General features: G+C 70.3%; 20 protein-coding genes and 1 pseudogene. 10 read left to right on the forward strand and 11 right to left on the reverse strand.

Annotated features, from left to right (window positions below; all coding sequences use genetic code 11):
- Positions 1-493: 493 nt before the first annotated feature.
- Positions 494-868: a YciI family protein gene (locus tag KGQ19_RS36925; protein WP_212018044.1), complete on the reverse strand. Its 375-nt coding sequence runs from the start codon at positions 866-868 to the stop codon at positions 494-496.
- On the reverse strand, positions 865-2022 hold the full coding sequence (locus KGQ19_RS36930; protein ID WP_212018045.1) for a glycosyltransferase family 4 protein: 1158 nt from the start codon (positions 2020-2022) through the stop codon (positions 865-867). Before KGQ19_RS36930 ends, KGQ19_RS36925 begins: the two co-directional genes overlap by 4 nt.
- 162 nt (positions 2023-2184) lie before the next feature.
- Here KGQ19_RS36930 and KGQ19_RS36935 point away from each other — a divergent pair, with 162 nt between their 5' ends.
- Positions 2185-3612 carry a glycosyltransferase 87 family protein gene (locus KGQ19_RS36935; RefSeq protein ID WP_212018046.1) on the forward strand — a complete coding sequence of 476 codons (1428 nt, stop codon included), beginning with the start codon at positions 2185-2187 and terminating at the stop codon, positions 3610-3612.
- 1272 nt (positions 3613-4884) lie between these two features.
- Here the strand turns inward: KGQ19_RS36935 and KGQ19_RS36940 are convergent.
- Entirely contained in the window at positions 4885-6147 is a 1263-nt protein-coding gene (locus KGQ19_RS36940; RefSeq protein WP_212018047.1) for a cytochrome P450, read from the reverse strand.
- A 62-nt stretch (positions 6148-6209) separates the two neighbouring features.
- Between KGQ19_RS36940 and KGQ19_RS36945 the strand changes: the two genes are divergently transcribed.
- Together KGQ19_RS36945 and KGQ19_RS36950 are read left to right on the forward strand one after the other, a co-directional pair.
- Entirely contained in the window at positions 6210-6869 is a 660-nt protein-coding gene (locus KGQ19_RS36945; RefSeq protein WP_230420009.1) for a TetR/AcrR family transcriptional regulator, read from the forward strand.
- 37 nt (positions 6870-6906) lie between these two features.
- Positions 6907-7848, forward strand: a complete 942-nt coding sequence (locus KGQ19_RS36950) for a DUF4429 domain-containing protein (protein WP_212018051.1) — start codon at positions 6907-6909, stop codon at positions 7846-7848.
- A 14-nt stretch (positions 7849-7862) separates the two neighbouring features.
- On the opposite strand, the gene KGQ19_RS36955 is transcribed toward KGQ19_RS36950, so the two are convergent.
- Positions 7863-9551, reverse strand: a complete 1689-nt coding sequence (locus tag KGQ19_RS36955) for a serine/threonine-protein kinase (RefSeq protein ID WP_212018053.1) — start codon at positions 9549-9551, stop codon at positions 7863-7865.
- 122 nt (positions 9552-9673) lie between these two features.
- Between KGQ19_RS36955 and KGQ19_RS36960 the strand changes: the two genes are divergently transcribed.
- Together KGQ19_RS36960 and KGQ19_RS53100 are read left to right on the forward strand one after the other, a co-directional pair.
- A complete protein-coding gene (locus KGQ19_RS36960) occupies positions 9674-10678 on the forward strand; it encodes a phosphotransferase family protein (protein WP_212018055.1) in 1005 nt (334 codons plus the stop codon).
- Positions 10679-10807: 129 nt separating this feature from the next.
- A pseudogene (locus tag KGQ19_RS53100) lies at positions 10808-10930 on the forward strand (short-chain dehydrogenase); the annotation flags it as partial.
- An 18-nt stretch (positions 10931-10948) separates the two neighbouring features.
- Here the strand turns inward: KGQ19_RS53100 and KGQ19_RS36965 are convergent.
- Together KGQ19_RS36965 and KGQ19_RS36970 are read right to left on the reverse strand one after the other, a co-directional pair.
- Positions 10949-11338, reverse strand: coding sequence for a pyridoxamine 5'-phosphate oxidase family protein (locus KGQ19_RS36965; protein ID WP_212018057.1), 390 nt, complete (start codon positions 11336-11338; stop codon positions 10949-10951).
- Positions 11335-11943 carry a dihydrofolate reductase family protein gene (locus KGQ19_RS36970; protein ID WP_212018059.1) on the reverse strand — a complete coding sequence of 203 codons (609 nt, stop codon included), beginning with the start codon at positions 11941-11943 and terminating at the stop codon, positions 11335-11337. The genes KGQ19_RS36965 and KGQ19_RS36970 overlap by 4 nt, the downstream gene beginning before the upstream one ends.
- Positions 11944-12049: 106 nt before the next feature.
- On the opposite strand from KGQ19_RS36970, the gene KGQ19_RS36975 reads away from it, so the two are divergent.
- Entirely contained in the window at positions 12050-12577 is a 528-nt protein-coding gene (locus KGQ19_RS36975) for a winged helix-turn-helix transcriptional regulator (RefSeq protein WP_212018061.1), read from the forward strand.
- Positions 12578-12596: 19 nt separating this feature from the next.
- Here KGQ19_RS36975 and KGQ19_RS36980 read toward each other — a convergent pair whose 3' ends face one another.
- Entirely contained in the window at positions 12597-13922 is a 1326-nt protein-coding gene (locus KGQ19_RS36980) for a hypothetical protein (RefSeq protein WP_212018063.1), read from the reverse strand.
- Between the two features lie 93 nt (positions 13923-14015).
- On the opposite strand from KGQ19_RS36980, the gene KGQ19_RS36985 reads away from it, so the two are divergent.
- Positions 14016-15641 carry an FAD-dependent monooxygenase gene (locus KGQ19_RS36985; protein WP_212018065.1) on the forward strand — a complete coding sequence of 542 codons (1626 nt, stop codon included), beginning with the start codon at positions 14016-14018 and terminating at the stop codon, positions 15639-15641.
- 163 nt (positions 15642-15804) lie between these two features.
- Entirely contained in the window at positions 15805-16320 is a 516-nt protein-coding gene (locus KGQ19_RS36990) for a MarR family winged helix-turn-helix transcriptional regulator (protein ID WP_212018067.1), read from the forward strand.
- Between the two features lie 110 nt (positions 16321-16430).
- Here the strand turns inward: KGQ19_RS36990 and KGQ19_RS36995 are convergent, their stop codons facing one another.
- The gene (locus KGQ19_RS36995; RefSeq protein WP_212018070.1) at positions 16431-17240 is read right to left on the reverse strand and encodes a Rid family detoxifying hydrolase; all 810 of its coding nucleotides are present in this window, start codon (positions 17238-17240) and stop codon (positions 16431-16433) included.
- Positions 17241-17396: 156 nt separating this feature from the next.
- Here KGQ19_RS36995 and KGQ19_RS37000 point away from each other — a divergent pair, with 156 nt between their 5' ends.
- Positions 17397-17546 (forward strand): hypothetical protein, encoded by a 150-nt coding sequence (locus KGQ19_RS37000; protein ID WP_212018072.1) that lies wholly within the window; start codon positions 17397-17399, stop codon positions 17544-17546.
- On the opposite strand, the gene KGQ19_RS37005 is transcribed toward KGQ19_RS37000, so the two are convergent.
- From KGQ19_RS37005 to KGQ19_RS37015, 3 genes are all read right to left on the reverse strand, one after another.
- Entirely contained in the window at positions 17518-17808 is a 291-nt protein-coding gene (locus KGQ19_RS37005; protein ID WP_212018074.1) for a hypothetical protein, read from the reverse strand. The two genes, KGQ19_RS37000 and KGQ19_RS37005, sit on opposite strands and share 29 nt — an antisense overlap.
- 231 nt (positions 17809-18039) lie before the next feature.
- A complete protein-coding gene (locus KGQ19_RS52245; protein ID WP_212018076.1) occupies positions 18040-19065 on the reverse strand; it encodes a C40 family peptidase in 1026 nt (341 codons plus the stop codon).
- A gap of 247 nt (positions 19066-19312) precedes the next feature.
- Complete coding sequence (locus tag KGQ19_RS37015; RefSeq protein WP_212018078.1) at positions 19313-20638, reverse strand: NYN domain-containing protein; 1326 nt, start codon at positions 20636-20638, stop codon at positions 19313-19315.
- A gap of 186 nt (positions 20639-20824) precedes the next feature.
- Between KGQ19_RS37015 and KGQ19_RS37020 the strand changes: the two genes are divergently transcribed.
- Entirely contained in the window at positions 20825-21616 is a 792-nt protein-coding gene (locus KGQ19_RS37020) for a rhomboid family intramembrane serine protease (RefSeq protein WP_212018080.1), read from the forward strand.
- Positions 21617-21647: the final 31 nt, after the last annotated feature.

A 21647-nucleotide genomic window follows, 5' to 3' on the forward strand; every position in this document is an offset into this window, starting at 1 on the left:
ACACCGGTGCTGTACCCATCGGGCTGACGACGCGACCGTGGGGAACGGACCGCACCACCTCACAGGCCGCCGCCGCTGAGCCCTGGCCCAGCCACCCTAGGGAACCGCGCTAGTTTCCCTGAGGTTGTCGAGGCCCGCCGGAGGCCCGGCTCTTCACCATGGGTTTGACCTTGATCTTGCTGTTGATCTTGCCTGTGTTGTTGATCTTGCTCTTGATCTTGCCTGTGCCCTTGTTCTGACTTGCTGGAGTTGAAGAGGCCTGAGGTGGGGCGGGGTTGTGAACGCGCGAACCGGCAGCCGACAAACACACCCACCGACCCGAACCCCGAACCGGCACAACTATGACCGAAGGCCGTAAAAGTCGCCTTTCAACCCACAACCAAACCGCAACCCGCCCCACAGCCTCCAGCCCCCAGCCCGCAGCCCGAGCCGCAGCCCGCAGCCCCAGCAGCCCAGCACGCAGCTCAACAGCCCCAGCGCCCCCGCAACAACCTCAGCCCGCCTCCTCGCCCATCCCAAACCAATCATGAATCGGCCGCACCTCAACAGCCACCACATGAAAGTCCACCACCCGCGAAGCAATCTCCCGCGCCCGCTCCGCGCTCTCGCACTCGAGCACGTAATAAGCCGTCAGATGCTCCACCGACTCCACGAACGGCCCGCTGTCCTGACTCAGCTCCGCGTCGCGGTGCCAGCGCAGGGTGGTGGTGTCCTCGGGGGCTTGCAGGCCGGCGCCGTTCAGTATTTCGCCGGTGCCGGCCAGGTCGCGGTGGAGTGCCTCGTGGCGGGTGAAGACGTCGGTGCGTTCTTCGGGGGTCATTGCCGCGGTGGCTGCGAAGTCGGCGTACATCAGGACCATGTACTTCATGCGGCGACCCTAGCTGTGGGGTCCAACAGGCGGCGGAGGGTGTCGGCGATGGAGTCCCACTGCCACTTCTCCTCGACCCAGGCTCGGCCGCGCTCGCCCATGGCCTTGGCCTTGGCCGGGTCTTTGAGGAGTTCCACGCAGCGGGCCGCGCATTGCTCGATCGAGTCGCCGGGGACGACGTAGCCGGTTTCGCCTTCGAGGACTGCTTCGGGGGCGCCGCCGCTGTCGCCGGCGATCACGGGGAGGCCGGCGGCTGAGGCCTCCAGGTAGACGATGCCGAGGCCTTCGACGTCCAGGCCGAAGCGGCGGGTGCGGCAGGGCATCGCGAAGACGTCGCCGACCGCGAACAGGGTCGGCAGCTTCTCCCACGGGACCGAGCCGGTGAACACCACGTGCCCGGCCACGCCCTCGGCGACCGCCAGCTTCTGCAGCGCCTCTTTGTACGGCCCGCCGCTGCCGATCAGGAGCGCGGCGTTCGGCACCGACTGGCGGATCAGCGGCAGGGCCCTGATCAGGGTGTCCTGCCCCTTGCGCGGCACCAGGCGGGACACGCAGGCGATCACCGGCCGGTCGGCCAGGCCCAGTGAGGCGCGCAGTTCGGCGGCGCCGGCCGGCTGGGGACGGAACATGTCGACGTCCACCCCCGGCGTCAGCTGCACCATCCGGGCCGCCGCCGCGGGCTTCAGCGCCGAGGCGATGCGGGCCCGGTGGTACTCGTTCAGGTAGGTGACGCAGTCCACCTCGTCGGCGATCTTGCGCAGCAGGTCCCGGGCCCCGGGCAGCTTGGCCCAGCCGGACTCGTGCCCGTGCGTGGTGGCCACCAGCCGTTGCACCCCGGCCTTGCGCAGCGCCGGGGCCATCAGCCCGAGCGGCGCCGCGGCCCCGAACCACACCGACTCGGCGCCGATCTCCCTGGCGATCGCCACCGCCCGCTTGGTCCGGTCCGGCGTCGGCAGCAGCATGCCGGTCTTCTCCCGGATCACGCGGTGCTTCTGCTGGGCGTCGAACTCACGGCAGCGCGCCGGATCGCCGTGCCAGGAGGACGCGTAGACCACGGTCTGCTCGGCGGGCAGCCGCTCGACCATGTTCTGCACGAACTGCTGGATCCCGCCGGGCCGGGGCGGGTAGTCGTTGGTGACCACGAGAATCGTCAAAGTCGGCCCTTCATGTATGAAACCCTGGCCAGAGCGCGACAGCGCGATGACTCAACGGAGTTTATCCGGTGCCGGAGCCGGTGTTTGACGCGCCGGGCCGAGCCCGGTGCAGCGCGGGCATGGCATGGGCACGGCGCGAGCGCGGTTTAGGATGGCGCCATCATGAGGACTGGGCGCGGCAGGGCGTGGGCAAGCATTGTGCGCCGCCAGCCCGTCGTCCCCTGGTACGCCGGCACCCGCGTTCTGCTCCTCCTGCTGGCCCTGAACGTCCTGCCGTACTTCAACCGCGGCGCGGTGACCGGCGACGTCACCCTCTACCACCAGTGGATCACCCAGTCGTTCGATCACGGCCGGTTCCCCCTCGACAGCCAGAAGTGGCAGTACCCGCCCGGCGCCGCCGCCCCCCTGCTGCTCCCGCACATCTTCCCCGGCAGCTACTACGTCCTGTTCTTCCTGATGTGCCTGGTCGCCGACATCGCGGTGTTCTGGATGCTGCTGCGCACCGCCAAGCGCAACGACGCGGTGAACCCGTCGAAGGCCGGCCCCTGGCTCTGGACCCTCGGCATCGCCGCCATCGGACCGATGGCCTATGGCCGCTACGACCTGGTCGTCACCGCGAGCGCCGTCGCCGCGCTGACCCTGACGCTGCGCTCCAAGCGCTCCACGGCCGTGGCGCGCGGCGTCCTGATCGGCGTCGGCGCGTTCCTCAAGCTCTGGCCGGGGTTCTTCCTGTTCGGGGCGCCGAAGCGGCGCAACGGACGCCTGCTGTTCGGCGTCGCGGCGGCCACCGCGGCCGTCCCCACACTGCTCCTGGAGCTGTTCTTTCCGGGCGTGCTGTCCTTCGTCACCAATCAGAAGAGCCGCGGCATCCAGATCGAATCGGTGTTCGCCACGCCGTTCGTGGCCGGGAAGTGGTTCGGCTTTCACCGGCCCATCGCGAACACCGAATACGGCGCCTACGAATTCACCGGCAGCGGCACCTCGCTGGCAGGGAAGGCGGCTCTGCTCGGAACCGTGATCGGCTTCGCGATCCTGCTGCTGATCCGGCGGCGCGCGGCCGTGCGCGGCGGCTTCCCGTTCCCGGCCATGCTGGCCGACGTGGGCTTCACCGCCGTGCTGGTCTCGGTGGCGACCAGCCGGGTCCTGTCCCCGCAGTACCTGGTGTGGCTGCTCGGCGTGGCGGCAGTGTGTCTGACCAGGCGCGAGACCCTGATGCGGACGCCGGCCTGGCTGGTCCTCGGCGCGACCTCGGTGACGCAGCTGATTTTCCCGCTCTTCTACCACTCGCTGCGCTTCGGCCAGGTATACCCCGGCCTGATCCTGATCAGCCGCAACGGCACCCTGGTCATCGCCATGGTGCTGGCAGTGCGCGCACTGTGGCGTGCGACGGGCCCGGACTCGGTACTGCTGCCCTCAGGAGTGCTTCTTGGCCAGGATGGCCGTGACGGTGTGCGCCTCGTCCAGGACGTAGGCACGCCACTTGACGGTGAACTCGGCGGTGGTGGTGCCGAGGACGGTCCGGAAGCCGTAGTCGACGGGGTCCGCGGTCCCCGCCGGGGCGGTGCCGACCGCCTTGTAGAACGCGACTAGTTTCGCCTGTCCGTACTTCTGGGCGATCAGCGCGCACGCCAGATTGCTGATCTGGTACGTCCGCGACACCGAGTCCCCGGACCCGGCGAAGTCGCTGGTCGTCGGCAGCTCCTGCGGTGTCCATCCGCCCTGCGACACCGCGTTCGCCAGCTCCAGGAAGCGCCTGTCGATCGTGATCGACGAGCCCAAGTAGCCGCTGTAGTCGGCCGCGCCTTCGGAGAGCCACAGCGGCACCGCCGAGGTGGTCCAGGCCCGCGTGGCGACGTGGGTGAGCTCGTGGTCGAAGAAGAACTGCCAGGCATCCGGCGCCTCGCCGTCGAAGGCATCGGGGTTCACCAGCACCCGGCTGGCCGGTGCGGCGGTCAACGCCTGCCCGCCCTCCCCCGCGGTGATGGCGACGACCCCGGTCAGGCTCCCGGGCGCGCTGTCCAGCAACGTCTCGACCTGTGCCTGCGTATTAGGGACGATGACCACCACGTCCCCCTTCCACCCGGCCGCGCCCCACACCGTCGCCGCCTTGTTCGCGGCGTGGTCGGCCAAGTCCGCGAACGGCTTCAGCCGCGCCTGACCGCCCAACCCGATCACCAGCGACCGCGAGCCCTGCACCACCGACACCGCGCCCTGGTCCCAGATTTGGGTGTCCGGATGCAACCCGGCGGCCGAGCCATCGCTCCCGGAATCCAGCAGCCACTTCCCGCCGCGCTCCACGAAGGTGAGATAGCGGGTGTCGGTCACCGGCTTGTAGTCGACGCCGGAGAGCTCGTACGACTCCGTGACCTGGTACAGGTGCGGCACGCCGGCCTTCTTCGCCGTGCTCTGGTCGGCGGCCAGCGTCATGCTCCACGAGGCCAGCGGCAGCGCGGTGAGGTTGTCGAAGACCTGCGCGTCGGCGGTCTTGAAGGCGCCGTCGGCGTCGGTGGCCAGATACGCGGCCTTGTCGTGGGAGGCGACCGCGGCACTGCGCGCCGCGAGCGTGGCGGCGGCTGCGGACCGGACCTTCGGGTCCGGCGGCGCGGCCTGCGCCGAACCGGACACGGCGCAGCGGGCGACGACGACGGCGAGCACGGCGGCGAGCGCCGCCACGCCGACCCGGAACGGCCCCTTGGCCAGCCGGGACGTGGTCCCGTCTGGCCACCGCAGCCGTGGTATGCCCGCCATGACGGACCATGCTAAGCCTTGGCGCCGAACAGCCGGCGTAGTCGCCGCGGGTGGCGCTACTCGGCTTGCCGGTGGCGCCTCCAGCACGCCAGCACTTCTGGGCGGCGGCGCCGACTACCCCACCTTCACCGGCAGCTCACTCAATCCCCGCAGGTTGATCCGGCCGTTCCACACCGGCTCCCCCGCCAACTCCAACCCCGGGAACCGTGCCGCCATCCGCTCCACCGCGACCCGCGCCTCCAGCCGGGCCAGCGCGGCGCCGAGGCAGTGGTGCGGCCCGCCGCCGAAGGCGACGTGGTTGCGGGCGCCGCTCCGCTCCACGCGGAACTCCCCCGCGTCCGGCCCCCAGTACGCCTCGTCCCGGTTCGCCGAAGCCAGCCCCGCGATGACGAACGCGCCCTTCGGAATCGCCCGCCCGCGCACCTCATACGAGTCCAGGATGATCCGCCGCGACTGCTGCACCGGGCTGTCGTAGCGCAGCATCTCCTCCACCGCGTTGGCCGCCAGCTCCGGGCTCTGACGCAGCTTCGCCAACTCCGCCGGAGCCCGCAGCAGCGCCAGCGTCCCGTTCCCGATCAGGTTGACGGTCGTCTCGTGCCCCGCGACATAGAGCAGCACGACCTGCGCGACCAGTTCCTCGTCCGAGAGCCGGTCGCCGTCCTCCTCGGCGGCGATCAACGCGGTCAGCAGGTCCTCGCCGGGGTTCGCCCGCTTGAAGCCGATCAGCTCCCGGACGACGTCCTGCATCTCCAGCCGCGCCCGGTTGATCTCCTGCAACAGATCCGGGTCGCCTATCGGCTCCAGCGTGCGCACCAGCAGCCCGCTCAGCTCCCTGATACGGGCGTGGTCGGTCTCGGGGATGCCGAGCATCCGGGAGATCACCGCGAACGGGATCGGGAACGCGACCGCCTCGATCAGGTCCGTCGTGCCGGCGTCGGCCAGACGGTCCAGCGAGGCGTCCACGAGCTCGGTGATGAACGGCTCCAGCGCGGCCACCGAGCGCGGCGTGAACACCTTCGCCACCAACCCCCGCAGCCGCGTGTGGTCCGGCGGATCGCGGTCGAGCATCGACATCCCGTACGCGTCGATCGTGTCCCCGGTGGCCGGTCCCGCCGCCTCGATCATCGCGTCGGCCTGGAGCCGGGCCGCGCTTCCCTCATCGGCGTTGCGGTAGTCGACGGAGTTGCCCGACCGCAGCAGCGCCGAGACGTCGTCATGCCGGGACAGGACCCAGAAGCCGAACGGGTGCTCATGCACCGGCTCTTCGGCGCGCAGCCGACTGTAGGACGGATACGGATTATCGGTGTATCCCGGCGCGAAGGGATTGAAGAGCGGTTCGAAAGGATCAAGCGGTTCGAGCGGTTCGAGATCGGTCATGCGGACTCACCTCGGATACCCAGAGTCGGAAACATACGCTGTGTATGTCGTATGCTCTGGGCATGTCCGGTGTCAAGAGCAGGCGCGAGCAGTACTCGGAAGCGACCCGCGCGGCCCTGCTGGCGGCCGCCGCGCGCCGGTTCGCCGAGCACGGCTTCGCCGGCACGGCGCTGGAGGACGTGGCCGCCGACATCCAGGCCACCCGCGGCGCGGTCTACCACCACTTCGCGAACAAGACCGCCCTGTTCCGCGCGGTCCACGAACAGGCCGAGACCGCGATGCTCAAGCGCGTCGAAGCCGCCGCCGCGGTGCATGCCGACGACGTCTACGCCGCCGCCGGTGCCGCGTTGGAGGAGTTCCTGGACTGCTGCTGCGAACCGGATTACGGCCGGCTGGTCTGGCAGGAGGCCCCGCTCGCGCTCGGCTGGCCGGAGTGGAAGGCCAGCGAGGAGAAGTACGCGTTCGGCATGATCGAGCAGACGATCAATGCCCTGATGGATGCCGGAGCGATGCCCGCGCTCCCGGCCACCACCATGGCCCGCGCCGTGTTCCAGCTACTCGGCGGGGCCGGGATCGAGCTGGCGATGACTCCGGACCCGGACAAGATCCGGGTCAAGGACGAGTACCTGCAAGTCCTGGGCTACATGCTCGGTGCCGGTCCGGTCGAACCGGCCGGTCCGACTGGTCCGACTGGTCCGACTGGTCTGGCCGGACCGGCCTGAACGCCTTGAACCGCCCGCGCTGGCTACGATCAAGAACATGGCGGAGCTGATCGGGAAGAACGGGACCTGGACCTTCGACGGCGATCTGTTGCGCATCGTCCCCGGCCACGACAAGGACGTTCCCCGACTGCGCGTGGCGCTCGGCGAGATCGAGCTGCCGCTGACCGCCCTGGCCGGCATCGCCTTCGAAGCGACGCCGGAGGCCGGTAAGAAGGCGAAGAGCGGAGCCGGACGCGTCCGAGTCCGCCTGCGCGCCGGATCGGATCCCCTGACGCAGGCCTGCGGCGGCCGGATCGCCGACGAAGCGGATCCCTACCAACTCGACGTGCCCGCCGAACGCGGCGGCGTCGCAGAGTACTTCGCCGGCGAGGTCCGGGACGCGCTGACCGCGGCCCGGATCCCCTCCGACCCGGCCGACCGGTACCTGGTCGCGGCGCCCCCGGTCCCGATCTCGGCGAACGGCCAGGACGGGACCGGCTCGTTCGACGGCGACGTCGTGCGCCTGGAATGGGGCTGGCTGGCCGACCTGAAGAAGCGGTCGGCCGGGAACCGCGAGTGGCCGCTGTCCGCGTTGGAGGCCGTCGAATGGCGACCGGCGGTGGGGATGGACTGGGGCTGGATCCGCTTCCGGATCCGAGGCGACGCCGGGATCGTCTCCCAGAACCCGCGGTTGGACCCGAACTGTCTGACGCTGTGGGGCACGAAGAAGGAGAGCGGGAACAGCGCGGTGTTGGCGGCTGCGATCGTGGGGCGGATGCCGCATCCGAATGCGGCCCCTGAGAAGCCTTCGCCGGCCGACGACGTCGACACCGACGCCGCTGCCGCTGCCGTTGCCGCTGTCGCGACCCCGGCCGCCGCCGGTTCCGATCACGACGCTCTGCTGCGCCGCCTGCGCGAACTAGGCGATCTGCACCGCGACGGCGTCCTCACCGACGAGGAGTTCGCGACGGCGAAGCAGGCGGTGCTGAAGCAGCTGTAGCGGCGCCGGGCTGCTCAGCAGCTCAGGGCCTTGCGAACGTCGGAGGGCGCTCCTCTGACCACGCCGCCGCAGACGGCTGTCCCGAGGTCGACCGCGTACCAGTCGGCGCCGTCGTTCTCGTAGACGATCGAGGCGTTCCCGAAGCCGACCGACGTGAGTTGCCCGGCGGCCCAGCCGTTGTCGCATTTCAGGACACTGACTTTCGCGTCGGACGGCAGGGTGCCGCCGTTCTTCTGCTCGGCGAGGCTGTAGGCCTGCTTGTCGCCGAGGCACGCCGGGCTCGGCGACGTGTCGTTCGACGACGCCGCCTTGGTCGGGACATCGGTCGACGGCGCGGCCGTGCCCTTCGAGCCGGAATTCGTCAGGACGGGAGGAGCGGATGGCGAGTCCGACTGGCCCGCGGACGTGTCCGCCTCCGGGGCACTGGAGGCGACCGACGGCGCCCCCGGCCCCGGCTCCGGGGCCGCCGATTCGGACACCTGCACGCTCGCGGCGCTCGGCGAGGCGCCGGAGTCGGTCGTCACCAGGGCCGCCGCCGTGCCCCCGACGACGAGTGCCGCGACGCCCAGGACCGCGGTCAGGGCCCGCCTCGGACGGCGCGGGCCGCGGTCGCCGACGACCGTCAGGTCCTCCGGGGCGCGGTTGCCGAAGGTGGTCGGAGGTTCGGCGGGCCCGGCTCCGGTGTCGGCCATCGCGCCTGTCGCCGGATCCAACGTCGGGTCCGTGATCGGGTCCGCTGCCGGACCGGTCATCGCATCGGCCATCGCATCGCCCGGCAGCAACGGCACCACGGCGACGTCCTCCGGGGCGCCGCCGTCCCGCAACGCGGCCACGACCGCCTCGTCCTGCTCGGCGATCAGCGCGTGCACGGCGTCCGGCCAGGTCCGGGTCACCGCCGGCACGTCCCCGATCAGGGCCAGCACCTGCTCCGGCGTCGGCCGCGCCGCGGGGTCCTTGGCCAGGCAGGCGGCGATGACCTCGCGCAGCTGCTCCGGCACCGCCTCCAGGTCCGGCTCGGCGTGCACCACGTTGTAGAGCGTGGCCGGGGTCGAGGCGCCCATGAACGGCTCGGTGCCGGTGCACGCCATGTAGACCACGGCGCCCAGCGAGAAGATGTCGCTGGCCGGCGTCAGCGGCTTGCTCTCGGCCTGCTCCGGCGACATGTAGCCCGGCGAGCCGACCAGCCAGCCGGTGTGTGTGAGCTCGCTGGTGTGGCCGTCGGTGACCCGGGCCACGCCGAAGTCGATGACCCGCGGGCCGTCGGCGGCCAGCAGCACGTTGGAGGGCTTCAGATCGCGGTGCACTAGCCCGGCGGCGTGGATCCCGGCGAGCGCGGTGGCCAGCCCGGCCGCGAGCCGCGCGGAGGTGTCGGCGGGCAGGGGGCCTGCGGCGTCGATCGCCTGGCGCAGCGACGGGCCCGGCACGAACACCGTGACCAGCCACGGGATCTCGGTCTCGACATCGGCGTCGACCACCGGGGCCGTGTAGGCGCCGGAGACCCGGCGGGAGGCCGCCACCTCACGACGGAAGCGCTCGCGGAACCCGGGCTCCTCGACGTGCTGGGCGTGCACGAGTTTGAGCGCGACAAGCCGCCCGTCCGGCGCCCCGGCCAGGAAGACCCGCCCCATACCGCCCCGGCCGAGGTGGGCGAATATCCGGTAGGGTCCGATCCGCCTCGGATCCGGCAACCCCAGTGGCTTCATAGACGCCAACCCTAAAGGGGATGTCGCGCCAAGGAAACGTGAGGGGCGGATTCGGCCGAGTTGTTGAGATATCCGACACCGGCAGCCAGTCATCGAGCGTGATCGAGCGGGAACGGTGAGTCATGCGAGCTTTCGCGACCGCGGACCAGTTGGCCGGTGTCGTCGCCGAGGTCTTCGGGACCGATCGGCGCATCGTCACGATCGAGCGGCTGCCCAACGGCTCCAAGAAGGGTGTCTACCGACTGGGTCTGGACGACGCCACCACCACGATCGTCTATATCTGGGACCCCGCCGAGGACTACTGGAGCGACGTCCAGGACACCGACCGCGCCGATCGGGCAGACACGTTCTCGCACGCCTCGGGACTGGACATGTTCGAGGCCGCGGTGAACCGGTTGGAATCGGTCGGCGCCCGGGGACCGCGGTTGCTGTTCGCCGACCGGAGCCGGGCCTGGTATCCGGCGGACATCGCCGTGATCGAAGACCTTCGCGGCGGAACGCTGCAAGCGTTGCTGGAAAAGGATCCGGACGCCGGGCGTGAGCCGCTGGCCGACTTGGCGGGGATGCTGCGGCGGATGCACGGCTATCCGGCGCCGCGGTTCGGGCAGGTCTTCGCCGTCGACCGCGGCCTTGCGGTGAACGGCGAATCGGGAGCGCGGGTCATCCTCGACCGGGCGCTCGCGGACGTCGAGGAGGCCGCGGAGCGCGACGGCCGGGTCCGGGCCGGTCGCAGTACCCTGACGGACGCGCTCCGGGACCTGGCCTCCCGCGTCACCGCGCCGGCCCGGGTCGGCCTGATCCACGGCGAGCTCGGCGCGGACCACGTCATGCTCGCCGACGACGGCGCCCCGGTGCTCATCGACGTTGAGGGACTGGCGTATTTCGACATCGAGTGGGAGCACGTCTTCGTCCGCATGCGCTTCGGCGAGCACTACGCGCCGCTGCGCCGCGAGGACCTGGACCCCGACCGGATGCGGCTGTTCCAGCTGGCCATGCACGTCAGTCTGATCGCCGGGCCGCTGCGGATCGGTTCGGGCGACCATCCGCAGGCGGCTTGGTTCCGGGATCTGGCGGCATTGCACGTGCGGGAGGCGTTCAACTTCGTGGCGAAGGAAGCCGCGGGCTGACGCGCCCGGCCAGGTCGGCGCACCGGGGCCGACGTACCGGGGCCGGATCGACGTGCTGGTCAACAACGCCGGGATCAACCACCGCAACGCCGATCCCGGGTCCATCACCGGCGCCGACACGCTGCGGGTGACGGCCACAACGGTTTCCAGACCGTCACCGAGGGCACCGACGCGATCGTCGCGCTCGCCACCGAGGGCCCGGGGGCCGGCTCGGGGCGGTTCGTGGATCGCGAGGGTGACATCGGTTGGTAGCAGCCACTCACCACCGGCTCAGCCGCTCACTCCCTTGACCTGCTTGTCGGGCTCGATGAGGATCACGACCCGGTCCATGCCCCGGTCATAGGGCTGCCCGAGGTACTTCATCGCGATCGGGTCGATGATCTCCCAGGCCGCGTCGCCCTCGATCCACTCCACGGCCCGGCCGCGGATGGCGATCGGCATGAAGGGGTTGTCGGCCGGGGTCAGGGACAGGGCGACGCGCGGGTCGCGCCGCATGTTGCGGGCCTTGAGGCTGTTCGGGCCGGTGAGGATCGCGATGCGGTCCCCGTGCGGGGCGGCCCAGATGGTGACCGAGTGCGGAGCGCCGTCGGGCATGAGCGTCGCCAGGTGCACGAGCGGGGCGCTGTCCAGGACGGTGCGGATTTCCGGATCGAGATTCATTTGGCGACCTCATAACGCAAGTGGGTGACGCCGGGAGCCGGGACGGCCTCGACGAGGGTAAGCCGGATGTGCGCTGGCAGCTCCTGGAAGAAGGGGCGTCCACCCCCGAGCAGGATCGGCACCTGGTGCAGGATCAGCTCGTCGACCAGGCCGGCCTTCAGCGCCTCGGTGGTCATGCCGCCGCCCATCAGGCCGACGTCCTTGCCGCCGGCCAGCTCTCTGGCGGCCCCGATCGCGTCGGCGATACCGGTCGTGACCAGCGTCTGGCGCTCGGACACGCCGTCCGCGTGGTGGCTGAGCAGGACCAGCGGCACGTCCGCGTGCGGGCTGCCGCCGCCGAAGCGGTCGGAGTCCTCGAACGTCTTGCGGCCGACCACGACCGCGCCGAGCCGCCCGGCGACCTGGTCGAAGACCCGCGCGCTGGGGACACTGAGGTGGAAGCCGGGCAGCACCCGGCTCTGCGTGTCGCCGTCGAAGTACCAGTCGAAAAGCATCCCGCCGTCGCCGAGGCCGTGCCCGACCCGGGGATCGCGGCCGGTGATGTACCCGTCGACCGAGACGGCGAGGGCGGTGAAGACCTTGCCCCTGTCCCTGTTCTCGCTCATGTCCCTGGTTCTCCCTTCCGGAGTTCCTTCAAGAAACTCTGTCGCTGGTGTGAACCGTAGCACGGCAAGGTTCCCCGAAGGAACCCCAGGCGCTAAACTGGACCCCATGCAGCGCACGAACTTCAGCAGCCAACTGGCCGCCTGCTCGATCGCCCGCACCCTCGACGTGATCGGCGAACCCTGGTCCCCGCTGATCCTGCGGGACGTCTGGGTGGGGCTGCGGCGCTTCGACCAGATCCAGGCCGACCTCGGCATCTCCCGCAAGGTGCTGACCGAGCGCCTCACCTACCTGGTCGAGGAGGGCATCATGGAGCGGCTGCCCTACGACCAGCGTCCGCGCTACGAGTACCACCTGACCCAGAAGGGGACCGAACTGGTCGACCTGCTGATGGTGATGACGGCCTGGGGCGACCGCTGGCTGGCCGGCGAGGCCGGCCCCCCGGTGCTGTACCGGCACCACGCCTGCGGCGAGATCAGCCACGTGGACCTGCGGTGCGCACACTGCGGGGAGCCGATGCACGCCGGAGACGTCGATGCGCTGGCAGGGCCGGGAGCCGCGGGGCCGGAGTCAGCCGGACGGGAGTCCGCGGAAGCGGAGCCCGCAGGAGCGGAGCCCGCGGATCAGCTCGCGTAGGCGCGCTTGTCCCGGCGACTCATCTCGGTGTTCTGGAACGCGACGCATTCCCAGCCTCCCGCGACGCGGCGCAGCGTGTAGGTCTGGAACTTGTCGCATATGACGCTTGTGGCCCTTGCGACAGCGCCGCCTGGAACAGGTCGACCACGGACCCGGAGAAGTCCGGGTCGCGGAGCAGGCGGCAGCCGTTCGTCCAGGCGTCGGCGTCCTCTCCCAGGTAGCGATCGGCCAGCTCGGTGATCCCCTTACACAGCAGCCCCGCGCCCCGGGTGTCGTGCTTGGTGATCACACATTGCCGCGGGTCGTAGCGCCTGATGCCTGGGAGCTCCGCGGCATCGCGCAGGATGAAGTCCGCCGGGTGGGCCAGTTCGAGGACGTCCTGCACGGTGACCCCGCCGGCACCGACGTAGCCGAAGGGCACGGCCAGCGACAGATCCGACTTCATCGGGAGCTCGCGCAGCAGGGCCAGACCGGTGTCGCGGTCGGACAGCAGGCGGGCCCACACGAACCCGTCCCGCCAGTTCTCGGCGGCGTACCGGCGGACGTCCGGCGGGCACAGGGGGTGGCCGACCACCGTGGGACCGTGCCGACGCAGCTCGTCATCATCGCGCTGCGCGGCCGCCCTGACGGCGTCCCAGTCCACTGCGAAAGCCGGATCGTCGGGCTCCGGATCGACGGGTGCCGCGTACGCCTGGAACAGGAAGTTGCGCTCGCGGCGTTCCGGGATCAAGGCACTGCGAAGGGCGGACACGCTCTGGTCGCGCACGGATTCCTCGAACGCGGGGCGCACGCGGTCCAGCAGTGGATCGCCCTGGGCTCGCAGGACCTGCGCGAGCAGGTCGTACCGGTCGGCGCGGGCCAGGATCAGACCGGACTCGAGCTGTTCCAGGGCGTCGAGGTGGACGCGTTCGCGATCGTAGTCCGGGGCCGGCCAGTCCGGTAGCAGAGCTCTGAGTCGCAGCAGCGGATCGGTCGTGTACAGGAATTCCCGGGGGAACGGCTGCCCGCCGAACGGCCAGGCGGTCTGGCCGTCACGCCAGGCACTCAGGAACGGCGGCACGGGCCCCTGAGTGAACAGCCACGTCACGCTGTGTCCGCTGACGGCGGTGAACTCCCTTGACCAGCATTCGTCGTCCTGCCACAGCACCTGCTGGAGCGAGCGTTCGCCCATCGCCTCGAACTTCTCGTCCTCGGCGAGCAGATCAAGGCGCCGCCGGATATCCGAGCGCTTCGACCACACCTGCTCGCCCAGTCCGGCACCGGATGGGAGGCAGCCCAGGCGCTCGGCCACTTCACGCATCAGGGCGATGGACCGGGCGTAGTAGAGCAGCGACGGGATGACCATGCCCTCATGGTGCCCGCTTGCCAGTTACATCAACCTTCATTATCTTCATGTTCATCGACTGAATCAGGGTTCCGAGATGCTTGGGAGACGACTGTGGACCTCGATGTGCTGGTGATCGGCGGCGGCCCGGTGGGACTGATGAGTGCGGCGCTGTTGGACGCCGCCGGGGTGCGGGTGGAGGTGTACGAGCGCAACCCCGGACCCAGCTCGGTCTCCAAGGCCACGACCATGCACCCGCGCACGCTCGAAGTGCTCAGCATGCTGGACCACGGGGACGGGCGCCGGGTGAGCGACGTGCTGATCGGCCAGGGGCGCAAGGTGCCGCACGCGCACTTCGCGGCGCTGCCGAGCCGGGTGGACTACCGCGGCCTGGACACGCCGTTCCCGTTCGTGCTGATGAACCCGCAGTGGCGCACCGAGCACGCGCTCGCGGACTACCTGCGGGGCCGGTCGGTGCCCGTGCACTACGGGACCGAGGTGACGGGCATCGTCCAGCCCGATTCCCCGGCCGATTCCCCAGCCGACAGCCCAGCCGACAGCCCGGTCGTGGTCACGTTGGCCGCCGGCCCCGACGGCCCCGAACGGACCGTCTCAGCCCGCTACATCGTGGGGGCCGACGGCGCGCACAGCATGGTCCGGCACGCCGCGGGGATCGGCTTCCCCGGAAACCCGCCGACGCTCATCAACTTCGTCGCCGACGTCGAGCTGGCCGAGACTCTGTCTGAAGCAGAATACTTCTGGCGCCACGACGCGGGCCTGCTCGGCGTGATGCCGTTGCCCGGCGGCGCCTACCGGGTCTTCGGCATCGAGGCCGGCGACGTGGCCCTGCCCGCGCAGGAGGTGCGGCGCCGGCAGAACGAGCCGCTCACGGTCAAGGAGTTGCGCGCCGCGATGGAACGGATCTGCGGTACGGATTTCGGTCTGCGCAACGCGACCTCTCTGGCCCGGACGAGCAACAGCAGCCGGTTCGCGGAGCACTACCGCCTCGGCCGGGTACTGCTCGTCGGTGACGCGGCGCACGTGCACCTGCCGGCCGGCGGTCAGGGGCTGAACGTCGGCCTGCAGGACGCGACCAACATGGCTTGGAAGCTCGCCGCCGAGGTGGCGGGCTGGGCGCCCGATCACGTGGTCAGCGGGCCGGCGGCGTACGAAACCGAGCGCCAGTTGGTCGCGCGGCGCCTGCTGGACGACACGCTGACTCAGGACGCGTTGATGCACACCTTCAGCCCGGCCGGTAGGGCGCTGCGTGAGAAGTTCACCGGCTTCATCCGCCGGGGCGGTGAGGTGTTCGAGGAGCTGTCCGGCTGGCTCTCCGGCCTCGCGGTCAGCTATCCGCAGCCGGATGGGAGCCATCCGCTGGTCGGTACGAAGGCACCGGATGCGGTGCTCGGCGGGGACGGTCTGCTGCGCTCGCTGCGGCCGGATCGGTTCCTGCTGCTCGATTTCGGGAGCGGCGACGCTTACGCGGAACTGGGTGGCACGCGGGTCGAGGTGCGTGCCGGGCAACGGCACACGGGAGCGTGGGCCACGGTGCGCGCCGCGTTGATCCGGCCGGATGGGCACGTGGCGTATGCCGTCGACTCGGCCGGGGCAGCCGGGGCAGCCGGAGCGGATGCGGCCGCCGAGGTGGCCGGGGCAGCAACCGCTGCCGAGATGGCCGACGCCGTCGCCGCGTGGACCCGGCCCACGGTCCGCGGCGAACAGCCGATCCGGGCATGACGGTCATGATGCCTCGCTTCCGTGCAGTCGAGCTTCAACATCGCGAACGCGGGCGGCGGCTCCCCAGGTACATGAACGTCAAGAACCTCAACCTTCTCCATAATGTGGGGATCCGGAATGCGGGGATCCGGATCCATGAACCGGGGCAGGAAAGGGCGAAGAGATGGCGCGGCGCGCAGCGGACCAGCAGGACTACGTAGATCGGCTCATCGAGGCCATGACTGGCACATACGAGCCCGAAGTAGCCGAGGCCAAGGCCATGGCCTACCGGCTCCGCCGGCTCGCGCACCGGCTGGAGACGGACATCAAGCGGGAGCTGTCGCCGCACGGCATCGAGTTGTGGGAGCTGGAACTCCTCGCCTGCCTGATCCGCTCCCGCCCCGACCACCAACTGTCCGCCGGCCAACTCATGGCCCAACTGCAACTGACCTCCGGCGCGATCACCAACCGCGTCGCCCGCCTGGAGGGCAACGGCTGGCTGACCCGCGAGATCGACCCGAACGACCGGCGCTCCGTCCTGGTCACCCTGACCCCGGCCGGGATGGAGCGGGCATTCGCGGTCTTCGCGATCAAGACCGACGCCGAGTTCTCGCTCCTGTCCTCGATCCCGCTGACCGCCCAGCGGCGGATCAACGATGATCTGCGGACGGTGCTCATCGCGCTTGAGGGGCAGGCCTGACGCCCCACCCCACCGGCGCATCACAGTCCACTGATCACAGCCCTCTTATCACAGCCCTCTTATCACAGCCCCCTAATCACAGTTCACTGATCACAGTTCCTTGATCAGCGTCACCGAGCGCCCCGGTCGCCGACGATCGCGTCGATCTCGACCACCGCGCCGAGCGGCAGCCCCGCGACGCCGATCGCGGTGCGGGCCGGGTAGGGCTCGGCGAAGGCCTCGCGGTAGGCGTCGTTCATCGCGGCGTAGTCGGCCATGTCGGTCAGGTAGACGCCGACGCGCACGACGTCGGCGAGGGTCCGGCCGCGGGCCCCGAGTACCGCTTCGAGGTTCGCCACCGCCTGCTCGAACTGGGCCGCGACGCCCCCGGGCGGCAGCGCGCCGGTGGCCGGGTCCACGCCGACCTGGCCGCTGATGAAGGTGAAGTCGCCGTGGGGGACCGCTGCCGTGAAGGGCAGGGAGGCGACCGGCGTCGCGTCCGGGGCGGGCGCGGAGGCGGAGGACTGCGCCTGGGCCGGCTTGGCCGCCAAGTGAGGCGGCAGGCTGTCGGCGTACTGTGCCTTCCCTTCTCCGAACGAGAAGTCCTCGACCCGAACCTCGTTCAGACTGATCAGCACGTCCTCCCGCCGCACCCCGACCTCGGCGAGCCGGTCGGCGACCGCCGCGTACAACGTCCTCTTCAGCGCCACGCTCCGCCCCGCCACCAGCGTGACCTCGACCAGAACCACGCGCTCGGAACGCTCGACGCCGAGGAACGACCGGTCCGCGACCAGCCGGCCGGGCTCGTGCTCGGTCAGCACCTGGAACCGATCGCCCTCCGGAATACCGAGCGAGTCGACCAGAGCCCGGTGAACCGCCTCGCCGGCCTGCTCGGCGAACCCCGCCGGCCCCTTGGGCACATCGATGCGAACGAACGGCACAGTGATCTCCTCCAGAACGACGAACGTCCGACCAGTATCAGACGCCGGGGAACGGAGATCACACGGCCAATCGGTAAGCGGTGGCCCGATCACGTCGCCGAAGGATCGGCCGGTCTTATTTTCCTCAGCGGTGCCTGATGCCGTCACTGCACCCCGATGCCGCTGTCCGAGAAACTCACCCGCGGCATTCCGGGCGCGGAACTGGTCGTCTTCCAGGATGCCGGCGAGTTGATCGAGATCGAGCAGGACCAGCGCTACTTCGAGGTCGTCAGCTCCTTCATCGGCCGCCACAGCGAAGGGTGCTGAACCCGGCGTAGGTTCCCATCGCTCCTTCGCCCGGTTCGTTCCACTGGCTTTTCATTTTCCTCAGCTGGACAGGATCCCGTGAGGCTACTTCGGCCACGTCGAGGCGGAAGTCCTCGATCAGCCGGTGCAGGTAGGAGCGGAGGTCTGCGAGGCTGTTGACGGACTCGGCATCACCGTTCTCGTAGCCGGTGTCGGTCGACGCGGCAGCTGGCGTGATGATCGCCTCGCGGAGCAGCTCGGCGAGCTCTCGCCAGGTGGTCATCGTCGGCTCGGCGACCGCGTTGTTCTCGCGGACGTCTGGCTCTTGGGCAAGGCCCAGCCGGGTGTCGATCGCGGCGAGGAAGTCGGGGATCGTGGTGTTGCGCCAGGACCCCGTGCTTTGTTCGGCAAGTTCGGCAAGTTCGGCCTCGGCAGAGAGCCGACGCAGATAGGCGACGAAGTCTTCGAGGGAATCGACGTCTCAACGGGTACCTACACCCGGTCGCCCCCCGCCTCAGACCCGCACCACCATGTTCACCGGCATCGACATCAACGGCGCGATCTTCACATCCGTCCCGGGGTGCGGAGCGTGGACGATCTTGCCGTCCCCCAGGTACATGCCGATGTGGCTGCGCCCCGCGTAGTAGATCACCAGGTCGCCGGGTTGGATCTGCGACAGCGGCACCTGCTGGCCGGCCTGGGCCTGCTCGGAGGAGGTGCGGGGGAGTTCGACGCCGGCCTGGCGCCAGGCCTGCTGGATCAGGCCGCTGCAGTCGAAGGCGTCGGGCCCTTCGGCGCCGAAGACGTAGGGCTTGCCGAGGTCGGCCAGGGCCGCGGCGATCGCGGCGCGGGCGCGGTCGGAGGGGGCGAGGGCGGGCTGGTCGAGCAGGGTCGGGTCCACTTGCTGGCCGGTGAAGTCCGAGCCGGGGTCGGTGCCGAGGCCGGCCTGGACGGCGGCGGCGCGTTGCGGGGCCGACAGGGTGGCCAGGAGGGCCTGCGCCTTGCGGAGCTGCTCCGATACCTGCGTGCGGGACTGGGCCGCGGAGTCGCGGGTCTGGTCCAGGGCCGAGAGCTGGTCGGCGGCGGCGTGCTGGAGTTGGTCGATCTGCCGGCGCTCCTCGACCACCTCGGCGATCTTGCGGCGCTGCTCGTCGGAGAGGCGGGCGGCCATGGCCTCGTTGCCCAGGAAGGTGTCGGGGTGGTCGGCGAGCATCAGGGCCAGGCGGTCGTCCACGCCCCCGGCACGGTACTGGTCGGCCGCGATGGCGCCGAGGGTGACGCGCTGGTGCTGGTAGTCGGTCTGCATGACCTGCAGGGCGGACTGCGAGCGCTGTACCGCCAGGCCCAGCTTGCCGGCCTGCTCCTGGGCCGCGTCATAGGTCTGCGTCAGCTGGTCGGCCTGGCGGTACAGCGCGGCGATCTGGGTCTTCACCGAGGCCTGGTCGCCGTCCCCGGACCCCGGGCCGGCGGCCGGGGCCGCGGCGGCGGTGGTGACCACGCCCGCGGCGGCGGCCATGGCGGTCAGCGCCGCGGCGGCCACAGTGCGGCCCCGGGCTGGCAGCGCCGACGCCCGATCCGGCGCGCTACCCGCGCGATCCGACGCGCGGTGCCGCGATAATCGCTTAGTACTGTGAGGCGCCATTCTGTGATGACCTCCGCATCAGGGCACGCCGGCTGATACCGGCAGAACAGCGCACGAACCTAGACCCAGCGAACACCGACAGGCAAGGATCATCCACTCAAATAGGTGATCGGCTCGGAGATCAGACATCTCCGACAAATCGGAATCAGGACCGGGCCAGCCGGTTGAGCAGCATCGACGCCGGAACCGGACGCGCCCCCGACCGGCGCACCCCCTCGGCCACCTCGCGGTCCGAGGACACCACGACCACCGGCCGCCCGGCCGGCTCGGCGGCCACCAGGCGCCGGATCAGCTCGTCGGCGATCTCCCCCGGCGCGGAGAACAGCACCCGCACTCCCCTGGGCTGGGTCAGCCGCACCGGGCCGTCCAACGCGGCCCCGTCGAAGACACACGTCACCTCGGCCCCGGTCCGCGCGGCCAGCGCCGCCAGCCCGCCGACCAGCCGTACCCGCTGCTCGGCCAGGGACAGGGTCGGGTAGCCGGTCTTGGTGACGTTGTAGCCGTCCACTACCAGGTGGACCATGGGGAGCGCTAAGTACTGATCCAATAGCGCGGGATCGTCTTTAGCGCGCCCCTGCACAGACATGTCAGAGGGAGCGACAGAGTCTGGAGACGCCGCCCCGACCGTGTCCGCCGGCCGCGTCTCCGTCGGTGGCAGCGCCAACTCACGCTCGATGCCCTTCACAGCGCCGGTCACCGTGTCCAGTAACAAGCGCAGCCGCATATCCCCTTCAGAGCGCCCGGAGCGGGCCGAACGCCGCGCCGTGTCCAACGCCGACTCCGCGGCCGTCAGGCGCGTGCGCAGGCGCCGTAGTTCGGCTTCTGACGCTGACGCGGCGGCGGCTGCCGAGGCGCGCTCGGCCTCCAGAGCCGTCTCGGTCGTGCGCGCGGACGCCAGGGCCCGCCGCATATCGGCCTCCAGCTGCCGCACCTTGCGACGTAACTGGTCGCCCTCGCGGCGTGCCTCCTCCTGCACGCTCCGCAGCTCGTCCGTGGCCTGCCGCGCCGTCTCCCGCAGTTCCCCGACTTCGGCGGCGAGCCGCGCGACCTCGTTCTCCGCGGCCTCCCCGGCCGCCGCCCGAGCCCCCTGCGACACCGCCTCCAGGGCGTCCTTGACGATCCCGGTCCAGCCCTGCGGACGCAGCACATAAGCGACCGCCGCGACCTCGTGCGGGTCCGCGGCGGCCGGTACCACTCCCGCGTACAGGGAGTCGGACAGATCCGGAGCGCTTTCGCGCACGCGTTCGGCGACCCGTGTGCGGAACGCACCGTCGCTCTCCAGAGCGGCCGCCATGGGGATCGCCGCGGCTTTGGCGCGTTTGCCGGGGGCGAACTTGGCGAACGGCCGCAGCGGGGCCGGGACCTCGGCCGCCGGGAGCTTGCCCAGGGCGTCGGAGGCGATCTCCACGACCCGCTGACGCACGGAGTCCGGCAGCGTGATGGTGAGACGTTCACCCTCCGCTGAGCTCACCTCGCCCCACTCCCTCGCCTCGCCGGAATCCTCCGGGCATCGTTGCTGATCCGCCGACTTTAGCGGCGCTGATCCGCCGACCTTATCGGCCGCGCTTATGCCCGCACCAAGCTCTCATCTAAAGGTAGGCCCTCCGCGCCGCGTTTCGGATCTCCCGCGCGCACGGTGATACGCCATGATGCAACTGTGGTGATCCCCATTCACGACAAGAACCCGGCCACCCGGAGATCCTTCGTCACCTACGGTCTGATCATCGCGAACGTCGTGGTGTTCCTTTCCGGGCCGATCGCCTTCGCCGGGATGGACCCCGACGCCGCGCGCAAGGCCAAGGAGAACGCGTACCTGTACCACTACGGAGCCATCCCGGCGCAGCTGCTGGGGAACGGGCACGGGAACCCGGTGTGGCCGGTCTTCACCGCGATGTTCGTCCACGCCGGGTGGATCCACCTGCTGGGGAACATGCTGTTCCTGTACATCTTCGGCGACAACGTCGAGGACGTGCTCGGGCGGGCGCACTACCTGGCGTTCTACATCATCGGCGGCGCGGCCAGCACCTACGCCTTCGCCTGGTCCGACCCGACCGCCACCGGCCCGCTGGTCGGGGCCTCCGGGGCGATCGCGACGGTGCTGGGCGCGTACGTGTACCTGTTCCCGTACGCCAAGGTGACGATGCTGGTGCCGTTCCTGTGGTTCATCCCGATGCGGGTCCCGGCCTGGCTGGTGCTCGGCGGCTGGTTCGTCCTGCAGCTGCCGGAGTTCCAGCAGACGATCGGGGTGGCCGGGTCCACGGACGTCGCATACTTCGCACATGTGTCGGGATTCGTATTAGGACTTCTGTACGCGGCGCTGGTCATCGGGCGAGGGCCCAGCGGACCGGCGCGGGCACCGGCCGCCGAGACCCCGCCGACGCCGCCGCCGTTGACGCCCGACTACCGGTCCGCCGATCCGGAGGACCCGTACGGCCAATACCATCGCTAGACAGTCCCCCAGTCCCCCAGTCCCCCAGTCC

The sequence above is a fragment of the Catenulispora pinistramenti genome, from assembly GCF_018274385.1.
GTDB lineage: Bacteria > Actinomycetota > Actinomycetes > Streptomycetales > Catenulisporaceae > Catenulispora > Catenulispora pinistramenti.